At 33.5% G+C, this 21,463-nt stretch carries 17 protein-coding genes, 1 tRNA gene and 3 pseudogenes; 15 read left to right on the top strand and 6 right to left on the bottom strand.

All coding sequences use genetic code 11. The annotated features are described in order from the left end of the window. Nucleotides 1–614 precede the first annotated feature (614 nt). From NSQ40_RS13980 to NSQ40_RS13970, 3 genes are all read left to right on the top strand, one after another. Nucleotides 615–2,318, top strand: a complete 1,704-nt coding sequence (locus tag NSQ40_RS13980) for a M4 family metallopeptidase (protein WP_033796195.1) — start codon at nt 615–617, stop codon at nt 2,316–2,318. Nucleotides 2,319–2,522: 204 nt separating this feature from the next. Continuing rightward, nucleotides 2,523–3,593, top strand: a complete 1,071-nt coding sequence (locus NSQ40_RS13975) for a Rap family tetratricopeptide repeat protein (protein ID WP_033797826.1) — start codon at nt 2,523–2,525, stop codon at nt 3,591–3,593. Between the two features lie 5 nt (nt 3,594–3,598). Then, nucleotides 3,599–3,727: a hypothetical protein gene (locus tag NSQ40_RS13970; RefSeq protein ID WP_003197979.1), complete on the top strand. Its 129-nt coding sequence runs from the start codon at nt 3,599–3,601 to the stop codon at nt 3,725–3,727. Between the two features lie 435 nt (nt 3,728–4,162). Here NSQ40_RS13970 and NSQ40_RS13960 read toward each other — a convergent pair. Beyond that, a pseudogene (locus NSQ40_RS13960) lies at nt 4,163–4,489 on the bottom strand (zinc dependent phospholipase C family protein); the annotation flags it as partial. A 427-nt stretch (nt 4,490–4,916) separates the two neighbouring features. On the opposite strand from NSQ40_RS13960, the gene NSQ40_RS13955 reads away from it, so the two are divergent. The 5 genes from NSQ40_RS13955 to NSQ40_RS13935 all read left to right on the top strand — a co-directional run bounded on the left by NSQ40_RS13955 (nt 4,917) and on the right by NSQ40_RS13935 (nt 11,539). Beyond that, nucleotides 4,917–5,504 carry a GNAT family N-acetyltransferase gene (locus NSQ40_RS13955; protein ID WP_003202601.1) on the top strand — a complete coding sequence of 196 codons (588 nt, stop codon included), beginning with the start codon at nt 4,917–4,919 and terminating at the stop codon, nt 5,502–5,504. A gap of 854 nt (nt 5,505–6,358) precedes the next feature. Beyond that, nucleotides 6,359–7,678 carry a hemolysin BL lytic component L2 gene (gene hblC / locus NSQ40_RS13950; RefSeq protein ID WP_033796773.1) on the top strand — a complete coding sequence of 440 codons (1,320 nt, stop codon included), beginning with the start codon at nt 6,359–6,361 and terminating at the stop codon, nt 7,676–7,678. A 66-nt stretch (nt 7,679–7,744) separates the two neighbouring features. Next, the gene (gene hblD / locus NSQ40_RS13945; RefSeq protein WP_003203683.1) at nt 7,745–8,965 is read left to right on the top strand and encodes a hemolysin BL lytic component L1; all 1,221 of its coding nucleotides are present in this window, start codon (nt 7,745–7,747) and stop codon (nt 8,963–8,965) included. Nucleotides 8,966–9,002: 37 nt separating this feature from the next. Further along, a complete protein-coding gene (gene hblA, locus NSQ40_RS13940; RefSeq protein WP_033797466.1) occupies nt 9,003–10,130 on the top strand; it encodes a hemolysin BL binding component B in 1,128 nt (375 codons plus the stop codon). A 281-nt stretch (nt 10,131–10,411) separates the two neighbouring features. Beyond that, a complete protein-coding gene (locus tag NSQ40_RS13935) occupies nt 10,412–11,539 on the top strand; it encodes an HBL/NHE enterotoxin family protein (protein ID WP_003210117.1) in 1,128 nt (375 codons plus the stop codon). A gap of 839 nt (nt 11,540–12,378) precedes the next feature. Here NSQ40_RS13935 and NSQ40_RS13930 read toward each other — a convergent pair. Then, complete coding sequence (locus tag NSQ40_RS13930) at nt 12,379–12,768, bottom strand: hypothetical protein (RefSeq protein ID WP_033796839.1); 390 nt, start codon at nt 12,766–12,768, stop codon at nt 12,379–12,381. Nucleotides 12,769–13,185: 417 nt separating this feature from the next. Between NSQ40_RS13930 and NSQ40_RS13925 the strand changes: the two genes are divergently transcribed. Continuing rightward, nucleotides 13,186–13,959, top strand: a complete 774-nt coding sequence (locus NSQ40_RS13925; RefSeq protein ID WP_033797166.1) for a class I SAM-dependent methyltransferase — start codon at nt 13,186–13,188, stop codon at nt 13,957–13,959. Between the two features lie 295 nt (nt 13,960–14,254). On the opposite strand, the gene NSQ40_RS13920 is transcribed toward NSQ40_RS13925, so the two are convergent. The 3 genes and pseudogenes from NSQ40_RS13920 to NSQ40_RS13910 all read right to left on the bottom strand — a co-directional run. Next, nucleotides 14,255–14,620, bottom strand: coding sequence for a hypothetical protein (locus NSQ40_RS13920; protein ID WP_003203567.1), 366 nt, complete (start codon nt 14,618–14,620; stop codon nt 14,255–14,257). 285 nt (nt 14,621–14,905) lie between these two features. Next, a tRNA-Ile gene (locus tag NSQ40_RS13915) sits at nt 14,906–14,979 on the bottom strand. Nucleotides 14,980–15,248: 269 nt separating this feature from the next. After that, a pseudogene (locus NSQ40_RS13910) lies at nt 15,249–15,338 on the bottom strand (class D sortase); the annotation flags it as partial. Between NSQ40_RS13910 and NSQ40_RS13905 the strand changes: the two are divergent. After that, complete coding sequence (locus tag NSQ40_RS13905; RefSeq protein ID WP_003210122.1) at nt 15,332–15,619, top strand: calcium-binding protein; 288 nt, start codon at nt 15,332–15,334, stop codon at nt 15,617–15,619. The pseudogene NSQ40_RS13910 and the gene NSQ40_RS13905 sit on opposite strands and share 7 nt — an antisense overlap. A 473-nt stretch (nt 15,620–16,092) precedes the next feature. Continuing rightward, nucleotides 16,093–16,992 (top strand): CPBP family intramembrane glutamic endopeptidase, encoded by a 900-nt coding sequence (locus NSQ40_RS13900; protein ID WP_033797167.1) that lies wholly within the window; start codon nt 16,093–16,095, stop codon nt 16,990–16,992. A gap of 172 nt (nt 16,993–17,164) precedes the next feature. Here the strand turns inward: NSQ40_RS13900 and NSQ40_RS13895 are convergent, their stop codons facing one another. Further along, nucleotides 17,165–17,329 (bottom strand): hypothetical protein, encoded by a 165-nt coding sequence (locus NSQ40_RS13895; protein WP_003203562.1) that lies wholly within the window; start codon nt 17,327–17,329, stop codon nt 17,165–17,167. A gap of 301 nt (nt 17,330–17,630) precedes the next feature. Between NSQ40_RS13895 and NSQ40_RS13890 the strand changes: the two are divergent. From NSQ40_RS13890 to NSQ40_RS13875, 4 genes and pseudogenes are all read left to right on the top strand, one after another. After that, nucleotides 17,631–17,888, top strand: a pseudogene (locus NSQ40_RS13890) (DDE-type integrase/transposase/recombinase); the annotation flags it as partial. A 218-nt stretch (nt 17,889–18,106) separates the two neighbouring features. Further along, nucleotides 18,107–20,110 (top strand): serine hydrolase, encoded by a 2,004-nt coding sequence (locus NSQ40_RS13885; RefSeq protein ID WP_098101965.1) that lies wholly within the window; start codon nt 18,107–18,109, stop codon nt 20,108–20,110. Between the two features lie 178 nt (nt 20,111–20,288). After that, nucleotides 20,289–20,456: a hypothetical protein gene (locus NSQ40_RS13880; RefSeq protein ID WP_003210128.1), complete on the top strand. Its 168-nt coding sequence runs from the start codon at nt 20,289–20,291 to the stop codon at nt 20,454–20,456. Nucleotides 20,457–20,656: 200 nt separating this feature from the next. After that, a complete protein-coding gene (locus NSQ40_RS13875) occupies nt 20,657–21,172 on the top strand; it encodes a hypothetical protein (RefSeq protein WP_003210132.1) in 516 nt (171 codons plus the stop codon). The last annotated feature ends 291 nt before the right edge of the window (nt 21,173–21,463 follow it).

Raw genomic sequence — 21,463 nt, 5'->3', positions numbered from 1 at the left:
TACCCCCAAAACGAAAATTTTCTTTCTCTACAGTTAGTTCTTTTGAGAATGCAGCGTATTTTTTAGTTTTAGAGAATAATGAATTTCTTAACTTAACGGCTATGAGTGCTATCTCCTATAGTGAATATTTTTTTAAGCGGTTCAGGAACAAACATAGGCTGTGGAGAAGACTTTCTCCACAGCCTAAACTTCTTAATAGGAGCAGTTTTTAGTATGTCTTGAGTAAAAACTTTGATCTCTTCATGTATAAACTCTGATGAAATACGATTCCTGATTTGTTTCCTCCACAATCCATTCTGCCATCATATAAAGTAAAAAAGAGATAAGAACACTGTATGAAGTATAATTTCTCTCCTCGAATATATATTCTTGGCCCACGTAACCGGCTACTAAAAGAATTACCTTCTTCAACCGTTTTCCTTTAAAATATCCCATTCATTATAAACATTAATTTTTTCTAGAATAATTGAATTTAAATAACGGATTATCGACACTAAATTATGTAATTTTGCATAATGTTACATAAATTCGGCATTTTCTCTTTTTTTTGACAAGAATAGACAGTATACTTTTTACAAGTTTAATATTTCAGAAAATTATACGAGGTGAAAAACATGAAAAATAAAAAAACATTAGCTACAGTTGCATTAACAACAGGATTAGCTTTAACAACTGTAACACCATATGGACTAGGTCATGCAGAGGAAACAGATCAACTACAAGTTCAAATGCAAGAGGATTCGTTTCGTACAGGTGAACTTACACGACCATCACAAAAGGCACCAGAAAATGTAGTAAAAGATGCTCTTAAGGAGAAGACAGAGCAAGCTTTGTCTCCAAAACAAGTTAATGGAGAAACGGGAGTAGATTATAAGGTTCTTCAAAAGCGTGGTTCTTATGATGGAACTACACTTGTGCGTATGCAACAAACATATGAAGGAAAAGAAGTATATGGGCATCAATTGACTGCACACGTAGATAAAAAGGGTGTTATTAAAAGTGTTTCAGGAGATAGCGCGCAAAATTTAAAACAAGAAGATTTAAAGAAGCCTATTAATCTATCACAAGAAGAAGCGAAACAATATATTTATACGAAGTACGGCAATGATATCAAGTTTATTTCTGAGCCAGAAGTAAAGGAAGTTATTTTTGTTGATGAAAATAATGGACAAGCCAGCAATGCATACCAAGTTACATTTGCTGCTGCAACACCAAACTATGTATCTGGAACCTATTTAGTGAATGCTCATAATGGTGATATGTTAAAAAATATGGTACAAGAATCAGATTTAAAAGCAAGTGAAAAGCTTGTTGGAGCCTTAAAGGAAAGTAGAAAAAGCAATCTTACATCATTAACTGGAACAGGAAAAGATGATTTAGGTATATCTCGTACATTTGGTATTTCTAAACAAAGTAATGGGAAATATGCACTTGCTGATTACACTAGAGGGCAAGGAATTGAAACGTATGATGTGAATTACAGAGATATTACTAAAGAGGAAAGCTATTACCCTGGTACACTAGCAACTAGCACTTCAACAACATTTAATGATCCAAAAGCGGTAAGTGCTCATTTCTTAGCAACAAAGGTATATGATTTTTATAAAGATAAATACAAGCGTAATAGTTTTGATAATAAGGGACAAAAAGTAGTTTCAGTTGTACATGCCTGGGATTCTGAAGATACAAATGATCCGAAGAATTGGCAGAACGCATTAAGTGCTAATAATGGTAGCATGCTTGTATATGGAGATCCTATTGTAAAGGCATTTGACGTAGCAGGACATGAATTTACACATGCGGTTACATCTAGCGAATCTAATCTTGAATATTCTGGAGAATCTGGTGCGATTAACGAGGCGTTATCTGATATTATGGGAACAGCTATTGAGAAATATATAAACAAGGGGAAATTTAACTGGACAATGGGAGAACAAACTGGATCAGTTTTCCGTGATATGGCAAATCCATCTTCAGTTCCTTCTTCAACTGGAGTACCGTATCCAGATGATTATAGTGAATTTAACGATTTTAATGGATGGGATAATGGAGGTGTTCATTTCAACTCAAGTATTATTAATAAAGTTGCGTATTTAATTGCAAAAGGTGGCACTCATAACGGTGTAACTGTAAAAGGTATTGGCGAGGATAAAATGTTTGATATTTTCCATTATGCAAACACTGATGAATTAAACATGACTTCTGGTTTCTCCGAATTGAGATCGGCATGCCTTCGAGTTGCAGCAAATAAATATGGGGCGAACTCAACTGAGGCTCAAGCAGTTCAAAAAGCTTTTGATGCAGCAAAAATTAAGTAAGTGAGAAATATAGTTCTTATCCGTATTGATGAACTCAACACATAATGGTTGTATAAGCAAGAGGATAGGCCAGGTTCTGCTATTGTTTCGACAACATTATGGAAAGTTAGATAGTACCTTAGGTACTATCTAGCTTTTTACAGAATAAAATGTCGGAAAATTTGTTTTTTGTTATAATATTAATATAATAGGATGAAGAATATTATGGATACACATATAATAGCAAAAGAAGAAATAATAACATTATTAAGCAGTTGGTATAATGCAATTATTTCTCAACATATAATAAAAGCTAAACACTTAAAAGAAGAGATTGATAGAAATATTCATAGTATTGAAGAAGACTCTAATATCTCTATCTATTATTCCCTACTTAACTTTAGATATAATTTACTGGTTTGTGATATAGATGGTTCTAAAGACTGTCTAGAAAAGATTGCTCCATTTCCAGAACAAACCGAAACATTTTTGAAATATTATTATCATTTCTTCAAAGCTATTTATGCAATTTCAGTTGGAAATCATAATGAAGCTAAAGAACAATATGAGAAGGCTGAAAAACTCTTAGCAACTATTCCAGATGAATTAGAAAAGGCTGAATTTGATTACATGTTTGCAGTATTCCATTATCAATCCTTAAACCCGTTGTTGGCTGCTAAATATGCTAATAAGGCAAAAGAGGTATTTTCGAAGCATACAGGATATGAAATGAAAGTTGCTTCCTGTCAAAACACCATAGGACTTGCTTGTACTAAACTTAGGCTGTATGAAATTGCTGAGGAAAATTTCATTTCAGCTCTTAGAATATTTGAAAAATATGGAGAAGAACAACTAATAGCTAAAGTGAAACATAATTTAGGATTATTATATGCTGATCAAAACCTTTCAGAGCTAGCGATTAAGTATTTAAAGGATTCTTTAAAAAATAACCCTAAAACTATGTTTTTATTAGCTAGGGAATACTATAAGTTAGGAGAAAATTTTCTTGCTGCAGATCTAATTGAACAAGGATATAACCTTACAAAACTTAAAGAATATAAGTGCCATTTTGCTATCTTAAGAGAACTGAATAAGGGAGCAGAGATTGAGGAACTAGAGAAAGTTATTATGACAGGAATATATTACTTCAAGAAAGAAAATCTATGGGGTCATGTAAAAGAATATGCTTCAATTCTCGGAAGTAAATTCTATGACCTAAGCAATGATGAAAAAGCCAGTAGATTCTTTCACATTGCCCTAGATGCTGACAAAAAAGATTTGGAGAAGGGAGCCTAAAAATAATGAAAAAAGTACTTTTAACTGTAATGATTTTTACAGGGATTTTATCTTTTGGTGTTGCTAATCAATCTATTAAAGAGCCATCAGCTAAAGCTAATCTACTTTGTTTAGATCATGGAGAAACTATCTAATTGAAAAAAGAGAGTGCCTTTTGGGAAAGGGACTCTCTTTTTTCAATTATTTTATTATTTATGATTCACATACGTATCAAACTATAAGTGGATATATCCAGCTGTAATACGTTGCGCTTCCATTAAACGTTTTCCGGTCACCGGTGTTACTTCAACACGCCGTTTATTCCGCATTAACGGGCAGTAATACTCCCGCCTCAAAATTCTGCGAAAGCATTGTCCAGCTCTAGCGGCTAGAATCTCCGGTCGTTTCGCCCTCTCGGACGAGGCAAAAAGCGCCTCTCTGTCGGGGGCTCCAACGTCCTGCGATTCTGAGCGAGCCGCTTACGCTTTTCTAAAGAAGCTAGGTGGGAGATAAACTGCCCGTAAAAGCCCGATTGGTTCAACTAATAATCAGTGGGGGATGGAGAAAACCCCCACTGATTAAAGTTTCACTTTATCAGCAGCGTCTTGTGATACAGTGGCATCTATAAATAACTCTTTCGTCTTATCATGAACAATTAATGGGAAATCAGCTTTTGCACCAACTGCAGAAGCGTGGACCCAATCTTCTGGATTTACACTTTTCCAGTTCCAATAGCCATTTCCATCTTTTACTTTATAATTGTCTTTTACAATATCGACGAAGTTTTCATATTTTGAGTGTAAGGCAACTGGAAGCGAAACATTAGTAAAGTTTGCTGCATGCATAGGCTGATTAACATCTCCTAAATAATGAAGTGATAATCCTAAATAGAAAAATGCATTTTTCAAATCGTTATCGGAAGTTAATTAGATCCATCTTATAAAATAATAAAGATGATAAAGTAATAGGAATACTGTTTTAATAATCTATTTCTTAATATTGCTGTCTATAGAAAAAATGTTCATTTTAATTACAACCCAAATAATAATAGATTGGTAAATATTGTATCAACATGCCCCGTTTTTACACGTTAACTATACTAAATAAAACCATAGTCCTTATAGTTCTTTAAGTAATGTTTATGGTTTTTATTTATCTTTAAATAAAGAATAACTATATTGATTTTTCGAAGTATTTAAAGTATTTTAAGATGGGGATGTGGTATTAACGAATTTCACTGGATACAGCTAATGATTAAATTGTTTTTAAGGAAAAGGGAGTTAAATGGAATAAGATTGCTCAATAAAAGAAGTAATGAAAATATGACTTACAAGGGGAAGAGTTATGAAGCGTAAAACATCAGAAAGATTATTTAGAATTGATTGCGGAGATATCTATCTTCAAGAGTTTTCCATTAAAGATGCAGATAGTATATACAGAATTTCAAATCAACCCGAAATATTTAATTTCTTGCCAGACTGGAAATCAACAAAAGAACAAAGGGTAGATTGGGTTACCAATTATGAAATACCAGCAAATAAAGCATTTCTTGATGCCGCTGTAAATACATCAAACATAGATGTTCATTTTTTAAAATTAGGGGTATTTATTAAGGAAACTAATGAATGTATTGGTTGGTGCTGTACAGGCATTAAAGATGAGCTACCTTCACCGAATAGAGAAATTATGTATGCCATTTCAAGTGAATATCAAAAGAAAGGATATGCTACTAAAGCGTCTAAAGGATTGATTAACTATTTGTTTACAAATACAAATTTAGATGTCATTAACGCAGTAGCTTTAATTAACAACGTTTCATCAAATAAAGTTATTGAAAAATGTGGATTTACTTATCTGAATCAACAGACAATAGAAAGCGAATTATATAATCACTATATATTAAATAAGTCAGAGTGGATGGAAAATCATTAAAAGAAAATGGTGTTGTTCCAGAAAAGGACGCGATTGTGCAATAACACTTAGATTTAAACGACTTTATTGTTGTATTTTTAAGTGCAGTGAAGTATTTCACATCAAAAATTAAACAACTTTATTTTAACCCCGTCTTAAAATCAGAACGGGGTTATACGTGTTTTAGGTTTTAAAATTAAATAACTTTATTGTCATTTTACATAATCCGCCCTTACGTTGAGTACATGTATTCAACGTAAGGGCCCTTTTAAATTCGTTTTTTAATTTTCTTAGTTAAGGTAATGTGTATATCTCGGCTGAACCCCTAGAAGAAAATTTCCCCTGTAATGTTTATGGAAAATCAAATTACTATTCATAAGGTAATAATAGTATGAGTTATTTATGGTTGATATGACTATATTTATATGTAATTGTGCATTTCCAAATAAAGTAAAATTATATATGAAGTACCATTAAATTATATTAAAAACATTTTTTAGCAAGAGATTAGTATAGATCAATGAAAATCACTATATTTTAGGTTTAATTATCATAGTATAATTATTTCACTTAGTGAAGCGATTAATAGTATTTAACTTTTTTTAATATAATTTTTTTATATTATAAATATAAAATATCTGAATTATTAAATATAAATGATGGGATTTTATTGTTTACTTATTAAAAACATAGTGTTTAAATGAGGGGGAAGTAAGGTCCTTACATTCTATGAGAAGTAAATAATAACCAGAGTTTAACACTCTATCCGAAAGAATTCTCCTTCCTCAAGCGTGTGCAAGGAGAGAGCCTATCGTTAGAGCGTTCAAGATGTATGTATAAGATTCTAAAAAGACAATAGTGAAGAGGTGTACGGAATGAAAAATAAAATAATTAAAGGATTTTTAATAACATCCATTGTTACTGGAGCGACTATTCCTATCAATACTCTCGCAACACCAATCGTTCAAGCAGAAACGCAACAGGAAAACACGGATATTTCCTCATCATTACGAAAATTAGGTGCACAATCGAAATTAATCCAAACATATATAGATCAAGCTTTAATGAGCCCTAATGTACAGCTAGAGGAAGTTCCATCTTTAAATACGAACCAATCCCTAATCAAACAAGATATGAACGAATGGTCATCGGAACTTTATCCAAAATTAGTTCTATTAAATTCAAAAAGTAAAGGATTTGTAAATCAATTTAATAGCTATTATCCAACATTAAAAGAGTTTGTAGACAATAAAGAAGATAAAGAAGGTTTCTTGGATAGACTAGAAGTTCTTCAAGATAAAGCGATGACAAACCAAGAAAACGTACAACGTCAGATTAATGAATTAACAGATCTTAAATTACAGCTTGATAAAAAACTTCAAGATCTCGATACTGATGTGACAAAAGCACAGGGTGTACTAAGTTCAGATGGAACAGGGAAAATAGACCAGCTAAAAAATGAATTACTAAATACCCAAAAATCAATTCAAAATGATTTACAACAAATCGCATTGTTACCAGGAGCTTTAAATGAACAAGGGTTTGTTATATTCAAAGAAGTCTATAACCTTTCAAAAGATATCATTGAACCTGCTGCTCAAACAGCGGTGGCAGCGTATAACAAAGGAAAAGAAATTAACAAATCTATTTTAGAAGCAGAGGAAAAAGCAGGGAAAGAAGCGATAGAAAAAGGGAAATCTGCTTTAGAGATTGAAGCTGCCAAAAAAGAAGCTCGTGATGCAATTGAGAAAAGCAAACAAGCTGAAATAGCTGCAGCTGCAGTTGCACAAACAAAAGAGTATGACCTTACGAAAGTTATTGACCCTGAACAAGTTAAGAAAACATATAGTGCCTTCGCTGAGGTAAATAAACTAACAGCAGAACAGCGAGCACATTTAGCAGATTTAGAGACACAAAACCAAAAATTTTATGATTTAACAAAGAACCTAAAAATAGCAGATTTACAAAAATCAATGCTTATTCTTATGCAAAATGATTTGCATACGTTTGCAAATCAAGTAAATGTAGAACTTGACCTACTAAAACGCTATAAAGAAGATTTGAATCTAATCAAAAATAATATTACAAAATTATCTACTAATGTTGATACAACTGACCAGCAGTCTCAAAAAGATACATTAAGACAATTAAAAAATGTAACAAGTTACCTTGAAGAACAAGTTTATAAATTTTAATATTATGTTTTTTGAAATCTGCAAAGATTATAAGAATCTATCGAAAGACTAAGGAGGAGAATAGATATGAAGAAATTTCCATTTAAAGTGTTGACTTTGGCCACTCTGGCAACGGTTATCACTGCTACTACCGGTAACACTATTCATGCATTTGCACAAGAAACGACCGCTCAAGAACAAAAAGTAGGGAATTATGAATTAGGGCCTGAAGGGCTGAAGAAAGCATTAGCTGGAACAGGATCTCATATTCTTGTAATGGATTTGTACGCAAAAACAATGATTAAACAACCAAATGTAAATTTATCCAATATTGATTTAGGTTCAGAAGGAGCAGAATTAATTAAAAATATTCACCTTAATCAGGAACTGTCACGAATCAATGCGAATTATTGGTTAGATACAGCGAAGCCGAAAATTCAAAAAACAGCACGTAATATTGTAAATTACGATGAACAATTTAAAAATTATTACGATATATTGGAAGCTGCTGTACAAAAGAAAGATAAAGCAGAGTTAAAAGAGGGCATAAATGATTTAATCACTACAATTAATACAAATTCAAAAGAAGTCACAGAAGTAATTAAGATGTTACAAGACTTCAAAACAAAACTGTATGACAATTCTATAGGGTTTAAAAATAATGTTGGTGGCCCAGATGGGCAAGGTGGATTAACGGCACTATTAGCTGGAAATAATGCACTGATTCCACAACTTCAAGCTGAAATTGAGAAGCTACGTTCTACTCAGACAGAGCATTTTAACAATGTATTAGCATGGTCAATTGGTGGTGGATTGGGAGCATTCATTTTAGTTGCTGCAGCCATTGGAGGAGCGGTAGTAATTGTTGTGACTGGCGGTACAGCAACACCAGCTGTTGTTGGTGGACTTGCAGCTCTCGGTGCAGCTGGTATCGGTTTAGGAACAGCTGCTGGTGTCACGGCGTCTAAGCATATGGACTCCTATAACGAAATTTCTAAAAAAATCGGAGAATTAGGTACGAAGGCCGATCTTGCTAGCCAAGCAGTTATTTCGCTTACTAACGCGAAAGCAACTTTGACAGATCTGTATCAAACAGTGGATCAAGCGATACTGTCTCTAACAAATATCCAACAACAATGGAATAAAATGGGGGCCAACTATACAGATTTACATGATAATATCGACTCTATGCAAGAACATAAATTCTCTTTAATACTTGATGATTTAAAAGCTGCTAAACAAAGTTGGAGTGATATTCATAAAGATGCAGAATTCATTTCGAAAGACATCGCTTTTAAACAAGAATAGAACTTATAATCAAAACCTATATTAGGAGGAATACGAAATGCTAAATAAAATCCCTTACAAATTAATCGTTGCATCGGCGCTTTTAACTATGACAACAACTTCTGTAGTCTCACCAGTAGCAACTTTTGCAAGTGAAATTGAACAAACGAACAATGGAGATACGTCTCTTTCAGCAAATGAAGTGAAGATGAAAGAAACCTTGCAAAAGGCTGGGTTATTTGCAAAATCTATGAATGCCTATTCTTATATGTTAATTAAGAATCCAGATGTGAATTTTGAAGGAATTACTATTAATGGATATGTAGATTTACCTGGTAGAATTGTACAAGATCAAAAGAATGCAAGAGCACATGCGGTTACATGGGATACGCAAGTAAAAAAACAGCTTTTAGATACATTAACAGGCATTATTGAATACGATACAACATTTGAAAATTATTATGAAACAATAGTAGATGCGATTAATACAGGGGATGGAGAGACTTTAAAAGAAGGGATCACAGATTTACGAGGTGAAATTCAACAAAACCAAAAGTCTGCACAACAATTAATACAAGAATTAACTAAGTTAAGAGACGCTATTGGACAAGATGTTAGAGCATTTGGAAGCGATAAAGAACTCTTGCAGTCGATTTTAAAAAACCAAGGTGCTGATGTTGAGGCCGATGAAAAGCGTCTACAACAAATTTTAGACTCAGTAAACTATTATAAAAAATTAGAGTCTGATGGATTTAATGTAATGAAGGGCGCCATTTTGGGCCTACCGATAATTGGTGGTATCATAGTGGGTATAGCAAGAGATAATTTATCTAAGTTAGAGCCTACATTAGCAGAATTACGTCAGACTGTAGATTATAAAACAACATTAAATCGTGTAGTTGGAGTTGCGTATATTAATATTAATGAGATGCATAAGGCACTTGATGATGCTATTAATGCTCTTACTTATATGTCCACGCAATGGCATGATTTAGATTCTCAATATTCGGGAGTACTGGGACATATTGAGAATGCATCTCAAAAAGCTGATCAAAATAAATTTAAATTCTTAAAACCTAACTTGAATGCTGCTAAAGATAGTTGGAAAACATTAAGAACAGATGCGGTTACATTAAAAGAAGGGATAAAAGAATTAAAAGTGGAACCTGTTACTCCGCAAAAATAAGGAAATATTGGTTCCGTTGCAAAGTTACCTAAAACATAGAGAATCTATGATTACATTGTTAAATGGTTATAAAATAATTAGTAAATCCCTATATAACGAAAAGGCGAAGTCTGATTCAAGACTTCGCCTTTCACTATAAATTTTCTTTAATACTTGATGATTTAAAGGCTGCTAAACAAAGTTGAAATGATATTCATAACGATGCAGAACTAGCTTCAAAAGATATCGCTTTTAAAGGAGAAATGAACTTACAATCAAAACCTATATAGGAGGAATATGAAATGATGAAAAAACTCCCTTACAAAATACTCGCTGTATCAACGTTTTTAACTATGACAACCACTTATGCAGTCACACCAGTAGCAACTTTTGCAAGTGAAATTGAACAAACTAACACTGGAGATATGTCTCTTTCAGCAAATGAAGAGAAGATGAAAACAGCTTTGCAAGATGCTGGGGTATTTGCAAAATCTATGAATGACTATTCTTGTTTGTTAATTAATAATCCAGATGTGAATTTTGAAGGGATTATTATTAATGGGTATGCAGATTTACCTATTAAAATTGTACAAGATCAAAAGAATGCAAGAGAACATGCTGTTAAATGGGATACGCAAATAAAAGGACAGCTTTTAGATACATTGACAGGCATTATTGAATACGATACAAAATTTGATAATCATTATGGAACATTAGTAGAGGCAATTCATACAGGGAACGGAGATATTCTTAAAAAAGGGATTACAGATTTACGAGGTGAAATTCAACAAAACGAAGAGTATGCACAAAAATTAATACAAGAATTAACTAAGTTAAAAGACGATATTGGACAAGATGTTAGAGCATTTGGAAGCGATAAAGATCTCTTGCAGTCGATTTTAAAAAACCAAGGAGCTGCGGTTGAGGACGATCAAAAGCGTCTAAATGAAGTTTTAGGACAAGTAAACTATCAGAAAGACATAGAATCTAAAGGATTGACAATGGTAAAGATTCCGTTTTTTCCCGTAATGATTTCTGGTGGTATAATGATAGGTGATGCAAGAAGTAAGTTAGGCTGGTTAGAGCCAGAATTAGCAAAATTACGTCAGACTGTAGATTATAAACTAACATTAAATCGTGTAGTTGGAGTTGCGTTTAATAATATTGATCAGATGCATAGTGCGATTGATAATGCTCTGAAATCTCTTACTTTTATGTACGACCAATGGAGTGATTTAGATCGTCAATATGGATCAGTTCTACAATTTATTGATAAGGCATCTGAAAAAGCTGATCAAAATAAATTTAAATTCTTACTACCCAACTTGAATGCAGCTAAAGACAGTTGGAAAACAGTAAGAACAGATGCGTTCACATTAAAAGAAGGGATAAAAGAATTAAAAATGCAACCCGTCACTCCACAAAAATAAGGAGATATCGGTTCTTTTTTAAAGCTTTTGAATAAACATGGCAAACTTAAGTTAGACGTTAAAGTTCTGCCATGATAAAAAAGAGAGCGGTTTGCTCTCTTGAGGGCTCTGGTGCAGAAAATTAAAAATGATTGAAAAAAGTCTTCAAAAATTATAAAGAATAGGTCATAAAGACTATTTAGGTGCAAGTATAATAAATGTAAAAATAATGTATGGACAAATTCCATTTAATCTTTAGAAAAATCTACTTGTTGGTGAGAAATTTATCTTTTGATTCATGCATTTTCTTTATGTGGAACATCATCAGCATTTGGAGAACCCCTTCGGTTTATCCTACCGAAAATATACTATTCCTTTTAAATTGGTATGTATAGTGACCTCAATTAAAGGAATAGTATATTTTTTCCGTCTTGGGGGTAATTCTTTTTCTTAGCTTGATGGCGATGTGGCTGTATCCCATATAACTTATGTTATTGAACTCTTTTATTATGTATCAATAAATACTAAGCATACTATTTAAACAACCTTTTAATAAAAAATTTCTTTTCTAAAAACAAACTACTTGTAGTACAAGCCAACATAAATCTAAGTTATTGCCGTTCTTGTTCCGTTACTGCACAGATCCTCTTTGCTACTATTAAGGTACCACCAATTGCCCAGTAAATATGTATCAATCAAAATAAAGCAGGCCAAACAAAAGCTGTGTAACCTATACCCTTTAACCATTTTGAACGTTGTTTTTGAGATTTATTTAGTAAAATAAATCGAGGTTCATCTTCCTCTACTTGATGATTTTCGTTCCACGGAATCGCTCATGTCTAATGAGTTTAAGTGGGGCCTTAGGCCACCGGCGTTAGCCCCAAGACGATTAAAAGGAGCGCAACGGACAATAAAATCCAGCTAGGATGAGGGCGGCGCATTACCCAAAAAGAGATGATAGCACCATATAGAAAAGAGCTACCTGCAAGTAGGCCAGTCACGAGCCTTGCATCCTGCTTGAACCAGATTGCGGCGGCAATCAAGGTGAGCCCGCTGAATAACCAGTTGAGCGTGGTAAAATGCAAAAGCAATCGCACGAGTTTTTGTATCGGTGCAGATATCTGCCCATTCGCCACAAAAACTGCCTCAATCGGCTTGATTATCAGCCGTTTCATCAGTATGCCGTGAACTATCGCGGTACCACCGCCGATGACCCCGGCTGCCGTCAATGTAATACTATGCCAGTCCATATCCATACACCTCCAGAGAATTTTACTAATGGGGAGATATCACTACATGCGCATCAAGCTATGAAAATATAAGTACTCCAAAACAAAAAAATGTACATTTTTTTGTTTTGATGGGCGTTATAAACTTCTTAAGTTGATGGATATATGGCGGTACACCTATATTTCTATTCGCCTTTTTCTAACATTAGAACCACGAATCTTGGTGAAGACATTGGTTTTCGCCCTGTCCTGGGGTCCATCCTCGCTTTTTCTAATTCTTCCGCAACTATTTTTCTTACCTCACCTGCTGCAAACATAACTTGTTAAACTATAGGGCAGGATTATTTAATAAGAATATCTTTAAAGACCTAACAAAGGGGTATTAATTTCCTATATAATTATAACAAACAAAAAATAGATTATTTTAGGATGGCTGATATCTTGAAAACGAAAGCTAAATATCAAACTTGGATACGAATTTACAAACTACTTATTTTTTTGGTTATTTCACTCATTTTTCTCTTGGTAACATTATTACCTGTTAATTTATATCAGCGAGTCCTGTCAGGGGTTTTAGCGTTGCCTTTTATGTATATAGCATTCATACTTTCTTATTCAGTTTACCAATTCGCAGCATTTGGAGGGAATTATCAGTCAAAAATACATGATTTAATTGTTGCCAAGGTGAATTGGGTTGGAAAAGGAAAAATACTAGATATAGGAACAGGCAGTGGTTCACTGATTATTAAACTGGCAAAGACTTTTCCTAAGCCCTTTTTAACTGGAATTGATTATTGGGGAGGGAATTGGGAATATTCGAAAGCTCAATGTCAACAGAATGCTGAAATAGAAGGGGTCTCTGATAGGGTTGATTTTCTGAAAGCAAGTGCTGCAGAACTCCCTTTTAATGATGATGAATTTGATATAATTGTAAGTTGTCTAACCTTTCATGAAGTAAAAGATAGAGAAAATAAAACTGAAGTAATTAAAGAAGCATTAAGAGTGTTAAAACCTGGTGGTGAATTTGTCTTCTTAGATTTGTTTATGGATGAAAAAATATTTGGGGATGAAAAAGAGCTCTTAAATGTCTTAAAGAAACATGGTGTATCTGAATTGAATAGCTACAAGCTTACTAAAGAAATGAAATTGCCAAAGTTCTTATTGAACAAAAAAGTATTAGGAAATGCAGTGATTTTGAGTGGAAGGAAATAAGCGTGCACTAATTTGCTTACGAAAATAGCGCTGACTTCTCTATTATAAGGGCAACTACTTTATTCACTTAGTGAGCGATCATATACCTATTCAAGAATAGGGTGCTATTGTGGAGCAACATAGATAGGAAATGATCAAACTTTTTTACAAAAGAGTGAACCAACTGAAAATATTAAGAGCGTGTTTTAATTAATCTTTTTTCAAAACACGCTCTTTTCTATGATTATTTATCAAGATTATTAGTATCAATTTGATCAAACTTTATTTTAAAGCAACACCAGCATTTTGTTTGGAATTATTTTTCTCTTAAACTCGTCTCATATTCTTTTACTTCATCCAGCGTTCTAAATACTACTACATTAAAAATTTCTTTTTCATTACCACAAATAACAACAAACCCATCAGTTGTTTGTAATACTCTTCCTACATTTCCATTCGGAAGAGGAATGCTAGTCGGATGTTTAATATTCATCTTATTTTTTTTAGCAATATATTCATCAATCGGCATCCCAATGGGGAATTCATTTTGCAATTCTTTGGTGGTATACAGGGAAGCTGAACTTTCATTCTTTGCTGAGGCTTTTTGATAATTTGGTGTACAAGCTGTTAAAGACATGAATAATGCACCGGAAACAAAAAGCAAAGAAAGCTTTTCAAACATAAAATAATTCACTCCATTCAGTATTCAATTAGTCACCAAATTAGAATAGCAAAAGGGTTCTATTAAATTTGTTGCAATGTGTCTGTCGAAAAAAGAAAAGAATGCACTTATTTAGTGATTTTCCTCGAAATACTAAAAGGTTACTACGGAAATTTGTAAATATAAGGATAAAATATGCATTAGGGGAGAAAAAAGTTTGTACAAGTTATATATGAAGGGCATAAACAAAAGAAAAGACCTCTTCCGAGTATCTTTTTGTGATAATTAGTTTATGAATTGTGAAAGTGGACCTTGTAGGATTCGAACCTACGACCGGACGGTTATGAGCCGTCTGCTCTAACCAGCTGAGCTAAAGGTCCATGGTAAGCGATTAGTTTTCCAAGCTAATCGCAATAATGAAGTATACCGATATAATTATATAATATTTTGAATGAAAAGAAAAGACACTCAATGAGTGCCTTCCTTCAGTTCTTTAGTTCACCAATTGTTTTTCTATAGGGTTTCAACATGATTAATGAAAAATATAGAGCAGATCTATAACAAAATAATAGCATTATGTTACCTGGTGTTTTCATGCAATTTTACATATGAGAGAATTCGTCCAACGAGGGTCTATAAAATCAGTATTTTAATGTACAGAAACTAAAGATGATTCAATTATATAACGATTAGGCGCGTCACCAATATAATCAAAAGGATAACAGGTTGTTAATGTTAGGAAGCGGTACCATTGTTAGTGGAGAAGCTGCCCATGCGGAAGGGAGAAGAACAGATACAGCCATGCATGCAGGAGTCCACATTATGGGTAGATTCGATAATGCAACGGATGATTATTCATGGCATTTAGCAAATGGAACTGATATTAATAATCAATCACTAGCAGCTAAAATTTTGAATAATGGAACAGGGATTGCTGATAATGGGTGGGTTACAGGTAATGCTGATTATGCAGAAATGTTCGAAACAGTTGACGGTCAGCCAGATTTTGGTTTTGTTTGATGGGAATAGAATTACTTGAACCTACCGATAATCCTTAGTTATATCAACAAAAAGAGGTTGGGTACCTTTAGGCACCCAACCTCTTTAATTCCGATAATAAGAGATTATGTTAGCTTCACATGTATGGGATATTTATTGAATTTTAGTAATTATATACAGATTGTGTGATACAATTGGTAACATGTGGGTGTAAAGAGCTAATTTTGACAAGAAGCGTTTAATAATATTGTCGATTCTTCTACAATCGGGCCAGTTTGTGGAGTAATGCTGACACATGAAACTTTAGATAAAGTTAAACGTAACTCTGTAAGGGCATTTTGAAATTATGTCACATACTGTTAGGAATTCGAGAACGTAAGTATATTATTGAATTTTTTCAAAAAAATCATTGCCTAAATACTGATAGATAACAGGCAGCGACAGGAGTCAAGGGTTAAACGATTTGCAATGATAGGATGAAAGGTCGGGTAATTATGAGCAGTTATTTTCCAAAGGCGGGGAAGCTAATTGGCGTAATAAGTATGCTTGTCATTTTGCTTTCATCACTTTGGCTTATATGGATTGGAGAAACAAACATTCGTTATAGTGCGGATCATGAGGGAACGATGCCCTTTTGGAACAAGTGGATACCTGTTATTGTCGGTATACTCCTCGTCCGTTTCTTACCGTTTTATCGTAAAAACTACAATCCCCTTCAACAGTTTGAACCAAGGCGCATCATGGTTCAAACTGTTGTCTTATTCTTGAGTGGATCCCTCTTTACGATTTGTCTTCTCATCGCGAACTTTGAAGGAATGGTGTTCCAATTGTGGTTTATGATATCTAAAATTGTTTTTTTATTGTTCATTCCATTAATGCTTCTTTTGTTTTATCAGAGTAACCTCAAAAAAGAACGACCAAAACCTGTAAAATCAATGGTGAGTAATAGATGGTATTGGCTTACACCGCTTATTGTCATTATAATATGGGGTTATTTCAACTTCTTTTCGGTATTCTCTACACCATTTGTTTCAATGAGAATAGGTATAACTGATCCAACGATTTTAATCGCAACTTTACTCGTAGGGTTTCTTATTAATAGTGTACTCGAAGAGCTTTTTTATAGAGTTTGGTTGCAAACACGTTTGGAATTATTACTAGGTACCTGGCCGGCGATTCTTTTTACATCACTCTTATGGGCGAGCTGGCATATTGCAATACACGGTTCTGGTCATTGGGGGGCTGATACGGCCACGGTCATTATGAACCTTGGTATCGTAGGTCTATTCCTTGGGTATTTGTGGGCGCGTTATCGCAGTGTGTGGGTAATTATTATTGTCCATGGATTAATTAATGCGCATCCACAGCACCTACTTGAGATATTATTCAATTAAAGGGCGCGATTGTGGAACAATATAGGTAGAAATGATCAAACCTTATTTCAAAGCTATACTTCGAAATAGGTTCAGTTTATCTCCGTAGTTTCCGACGTCGGGAAGTCTTCTATAAATAAATTAAAAATGGCTAGAGTCCGTAGTGATTATCTACACTCTAGCCATTTTTAATTTATTCAGGGTCGATAAGACTAACAGCTCTAACTTTCATGTCTGGTTGTTGAGCTAATATTTGTTGCTTTGCCTCTTCTATATCACTTGCTTGTACTTTTTTGTAATACACAATCCCTTTAGGACATTGATATTCAACAGTATAGTCTTTCTTTTTTGAGCTCATGTAATTCCCCCTTACATTATACCTTAATTAGGAGCATTCTTAATTCATGTTCCCACTTTTAATGTTTAGATATTTTTGTTCAAATATCCTCCCTGAATCACGTATTTTCTACCAATAACACCCGATTATGTGAATAGACAGTCCCTTCAGAAGAAATGAAGGGACTTTTAAATGTTTTGCGATAATTTGGTTTTATGTTAGCGAAAAATGCTTTCACATACAGAAAACACCCTTTTAGTCTACAACTATTCTTTAACAGTCTAATACTTTTTTCTATAGTCTAAAACATTTTTTTATGGAGCAAGAGGAGAAATGTATGCCTGAAAGCGTACAGATAAGACAATGTAAATATCTTAACAATATCGTGGAACAGGATCATTGTTTTATAAAGAAGAGAGTTCGTTCCATGTTAGGATTAAAATCATTTCGCATAGCAACTTTGATTTTGAGAGGTATCGAAGCCATGCATATGATGAAAAAAGGACAACTTGTTTTACCGGACAAGTCCGTCCAAAACCAGAGAGAATTTATTCATAAATTGTTTGGCTTAGCTTCATAAGAGGGCAATGTAGAGGAATTTGCTACTCTATGTTTCTCACTAACATTTTTGTGCCAGAACCAAACTGTTTATAAAGTTAGAGGAAGATGAAATTACAGAATATAAATAAAATTATGTAAACGAAATAAATTATGGTAGAATATGGTTGTGTTATCCGGATCAATGTTTAGCACACTGAGAAAATAATCAACAAATCTGGCTTTAAAGGGGGAATTAATTTGGAAAGAAGAAGTCATAGAATTATTCATCATTTTCGAAGTTTATTAGTTATAAGCCTATGTTTCTTTCTAGTATTTTTGGGTGGTAATAACTCGAAGGCTGAAACAGTTTCTTCTATAGCATTAAATGCTAAAGATGTAGAAGCTTTCACAAATAAAGTAATTCCAGAGAAAATGAAAGCAGAAAATGCACCTGGTGTAGCTATTGTCGTTGTCAAAGATGATCAAATTCTATTTCAAAAAGGATACGGTTTTTCCAACAAAGAACAGAATATTCCCATCGATCCTAAAAAAACCGTTTTTCGATTAGCGTCAGTATCAAAGGTTTTTACTGCTAGTGCTGTAATGCAGTTAGTTGAACAAGGAAAAATTGATTTAAATAAAGATATAGTAAATTATATGGGGGGATTAAAGTACCAAAATAATGTGGGTGAACCAGTTACAATGAAACATTTACTCACCCATACAACAGGTTTTGATGACGTGGATCCTAGATTGGGGGATATTCATGATCAAATAAATGACTATACAAAACTTAAAGATTATGTAGAAGAAAATATGCCCACAGTAGTGAGAAAGCCAGGAGATACGTATACATATGATAATTTTGCTTCTATGCTGCAAGGATATATTGTTCAAAATTTGACAGACACACCTTTTTATAAATATATGGCGAAAAATATTTTTTACCCTTTAGAGATGCAAAATAGTAGTTTTGTTATGACTAATTTTATTAAAGATAAGCTTGCAACAGGATACGATAAAAAAGGCGATGTCATCCCATTTTATCAAACAAGACCGACGGACATGCCACAAGGGAGTATGTTTTCTACAGGAAGTGACGTAGCCAATTTTATGATTGCTCAATTGAATGGTGGTAAATTCAAAAATAAACAAATACTAAAAACAGAAACTGTGCAAGATATGCAACAAACAAAATTTGCGTTGCATCCAAAGTATCCCAATATGACATATGGATTTGAATTCTTTTCACCGCAAAGCCATAATGGTCAATATGTTTTTGGGAAAGGTGGAAATATACCAGGGTTTTCTTCTTTAATGTGGTTAATTCCTGAACATAAATTAGGTGTTTTTGTTGTCACGAATAAAGATAGTTCATTACTTCCTTATAAATTATTTGATGAATTTATGAATCACTATTTTCCAGATAAAACGAAGCCAGAGTATTTAAAACCTAGCGAGGAAGAGTTAAAGAAATTTGAAGGTGTGTACCGTGATTTACGGGTGAAAAACCTTATTACGCATGTAAAAATAAGCGAAGGAAAGTTATTTGTAGCTGATAAAAGGTATGGTAAACAGGAATTAAAACAAATAGATCCTTTACTATTCGAAGATGAAAAGGGTAATTACATGGCGTTTAAACTTCACAAAGATGGTACTGTAAAAGAAATAATACATTGGAACTCTGGTAGTTCAGCGGTGAAATTAAGTGAACCTAAGAGATTTCAAGATGTAGAGGTGAATCACCCATATGCTAAATTCATAGATCCTTTACATCAATATGATATATTAAAAGCAAATAAGGAGGGGAATTTTGTTCCTGAAGCCCCTCTTACACGTGGAGAGTTTTCATATTGGTTGTCTCAAATTGCGTACTTTGCACCACCTTCAAAAAAAGACCCTGTATTTTCTGATGTAAAGGGTCATCAGTATGCATCTCATATTCAAAAGTTATATGAACTGGGTATATTATACGAAAAAGAGGGAGAACAATTTTATCCAGATCGTGCTATCACTAGACAAGAAGCAGCATGGATTGCTTGGCATTATTTAGAAATGCTAGAGGCTCCACCTGCAAAAGCTACTTTAAAAGGAGAAACTGATGATTGGGCGATGGAGTCTGTGAAAAACATTGTAGGTCATCACTTAGTCGGACCAGAGGTTATATATAATGAAGATGGATCAGCAGATTATTTATCAAAACAAATAATGAAACGGCAAGAGGCAGCGGCCTTGTTATTATATGTTATGTTAGGTAGTTAATTTGCCACAAAAATAGAATAAATATCTGAACAGAAAAAGAGGGATAGCATAAAGATGCTATCCCTCTTTTTCTGTAATTTTTAAATATTTACAATTTATAGAAAAAATATAATGTCTTCTAAAGTGTACGTTCAGATTAAAAAAACTAGTAGTTGGGGTTTTAGCAACTGGTATTCTATTGACTGGAGCTGGAGGTGCACTTGCTGCAGAAGAGTTTCCGTATCAAGTAAAAACAAAAGGGTTTAATGGACAACCAGTATCTATTGGTTTTGATAACAAAACGGATTTAGAAGATTACCTAAAGAAACATCCTGTTCCACATTGCCATAAAGCTAAGTTTTTATGATACCCCCAAAACGAAAAAAACGAATTGGGGCTACAAAAGTGAAATATATTATGTGTTAAAACAATTAAAATATATATTTCTTATTATTCGAATAAAAATAATATGTTGATAAATTTTTACATTTATTACAAAAAATGATAAAAGTCGTAAGATTAGTTTGCAAGCCATTTTATAAAGGAGTGATTCATTTGAAATGAGTTATGGGAGTACTTTCTACAGGTTTATTAGCAGGCGCGATGCTATTTGGTGTTTCAAGCCCGCAGGCGTATGCAGATTCTCCAGCAAAGCCTTACCAAGTAATAACGGATGGATTTGATGGGGAGCAAACAACGATTGGATTTGAAAACAAGACAGATTTTGAAAATTACTTAGAAAGCCATCCAGTTCCTAAAAGCAACAAAGTGCAACCTTTAGCATCAATTTATTCTACTTTTTATTATGATAATGATTTGAAGGGCTCACGTTTTACTGTAAATGCAAGTAGAAACCCAGTTGTTGTTGTAAACTTTGGTGGTTCTAATAATGATAATGTTTCTTCTATACTTACACATCCTTATGGAGATTATACGACTATTTATGAACATGTTAATGCAGAAGGGCGAGCACTTGCAATTGTAAACAATGGAAAGTATATTAATTTGACTGATGTTAGTATGGGAGATGGAGCTAGAACTTGGAATGATGAAGTTTCATCAGCGATTGTAAAATCTAATTAAGCTTAGTAGAAAAACTGATTTTCATCGAGGTTTTCTACAATCTGAGCATTTCACTGATAGTGAAATGCTTTTTTGTCATGTTTAATTTCGCTTAAATATGCTTTAACTTAGTTTAGGGTACCGCCCGTCGCTATCAAGTTAACAAAATTCCATTAAAGTAAAAAAATACGCTATTCTTTCTATAGAATTATAGGAAATGATAACGTATTTTTTGCTTTATAGATGGTGAAAAACCTTAGCTTTATAGCGATGTGGTGCTACCCCACATCTATCAACTTAAGAAAATAGATA

It is taken from the genome of Bacillus sp. FSL K6-6038 (assembly GCF_038050455.1).
Lineage (GTDB): Bacteria > Bacillota > Bacilli > Bacillales > Bacillaceae_G > Bacillus_A > Bacillus_A pseudomycoides.
This window is presented reverse-complemented; position numbering and strand designations above follow the sequence as displayed.

What these genes read in the sequence shown, in the direction of transcription:
- NSQ40_RS13980 (WP_033796195.1), top strand. Translation starts at nt 615, where the DNA reads ATGAAAAATAAAAAAACATTAGCTACAGTTGCATTAACAACAGGATTA.
- NSQ40_RS13975 (WP_033797826.1), top strand. Translation starts at nt 2,523, where the DNA reads ATGGATACACATATAATAGCAAAAGAAGAAATAATAACATTATTAAGC.
- NSQ40_RS13970 (WP_003197979.1), top strand. Translation starts at nt 3,599, where the DNA reads ATGAAAAAAGTACTTTTAACTGTAATGATTTTTACAGGGATTTTATCT.
- NSQ40_RS13955 (WP_003202601.1), top strand. Translation starts at nt 4,917, where the DNA reads ATGAAGCGTAAAACATCAGAAAGATTATTTAGAATTGATTGCGGAGAT.
- hblC (WP_033796773.1), top strand. Translation starts at nt 6,359, where the DNA reads ATGAAAAATAAAATAATTAAAGGATTTTTAATAACATCCATTGTTACT.
- hblD (WP_003203683.1), top strand. Translation starts at nt 7,745, where the DNA reads ATGAAGAAATTTCCATTTAAAGTGTTGACTTTGGCCACTCTGGCAACG.
- hblA (WP_033797466.1), top strand. Translation starts at nt 9,003, where the DNA reads ATGCTAAATAAAATCCCTTACAAATTAATCGTTGCATCGGCGCTTTTA.
- NSQ40_RS13935 (WP_003210117.1), top strand. Translation starts at nt 10,412, where the DNA reads ATGATGAAAAAACTCCCTTACAAAATACTCGCTGTATCAACGTTTTTA.
- NSQ40_RS13930 (WP_033796839.1), bottom strand. Translation starts at nt 12,768, where the DNA reads ATGGACTGGCATAGTATTACATTGACGGCAGCCGGGGTCATCGGCGGT.
- NSQ40_RS13920 (WP_003203567.1), bottom strand. Translation starts at nt 14,620, where the DNA reads ATGTTTGAAAAGCTTTCTTTGCTTTTTGTTTCCGGTGCATTATTCATG.
- NSQ40_RS13905 (WP_003210122.1), top strand. Translation starts at nt 15,332, where the DNA reads ATGTTAGGAAGCGGTACCATTGTTAGTGGAGAAGCTGCCCATGCGGAA.
- NSQ40_RS13900 (WP_033797167.1), top strand. Translation starts at nt 16,093, where the DNA reads ATGAGCAGTTATTTTCCAAAGGCGGGGAAGCTAATTGGCGTAATAAGT.
- NSQ40_RS13895 (WP_003203562.1), bottom strand. Translation starts at nt 17,329, where the DNA reads ATGAGCTCAAAAAAGAAAGACTATACTGTTGAATATCAATGTCCTAAA.
- NSQ40_RS13875 (WP_003210132.1), top strand. Translation starts at nt 20,657, where the DNA reads ATGGGAGTACTTTCTACAGGTTTATTAGCAGGCGCGATGCTATTTGGT.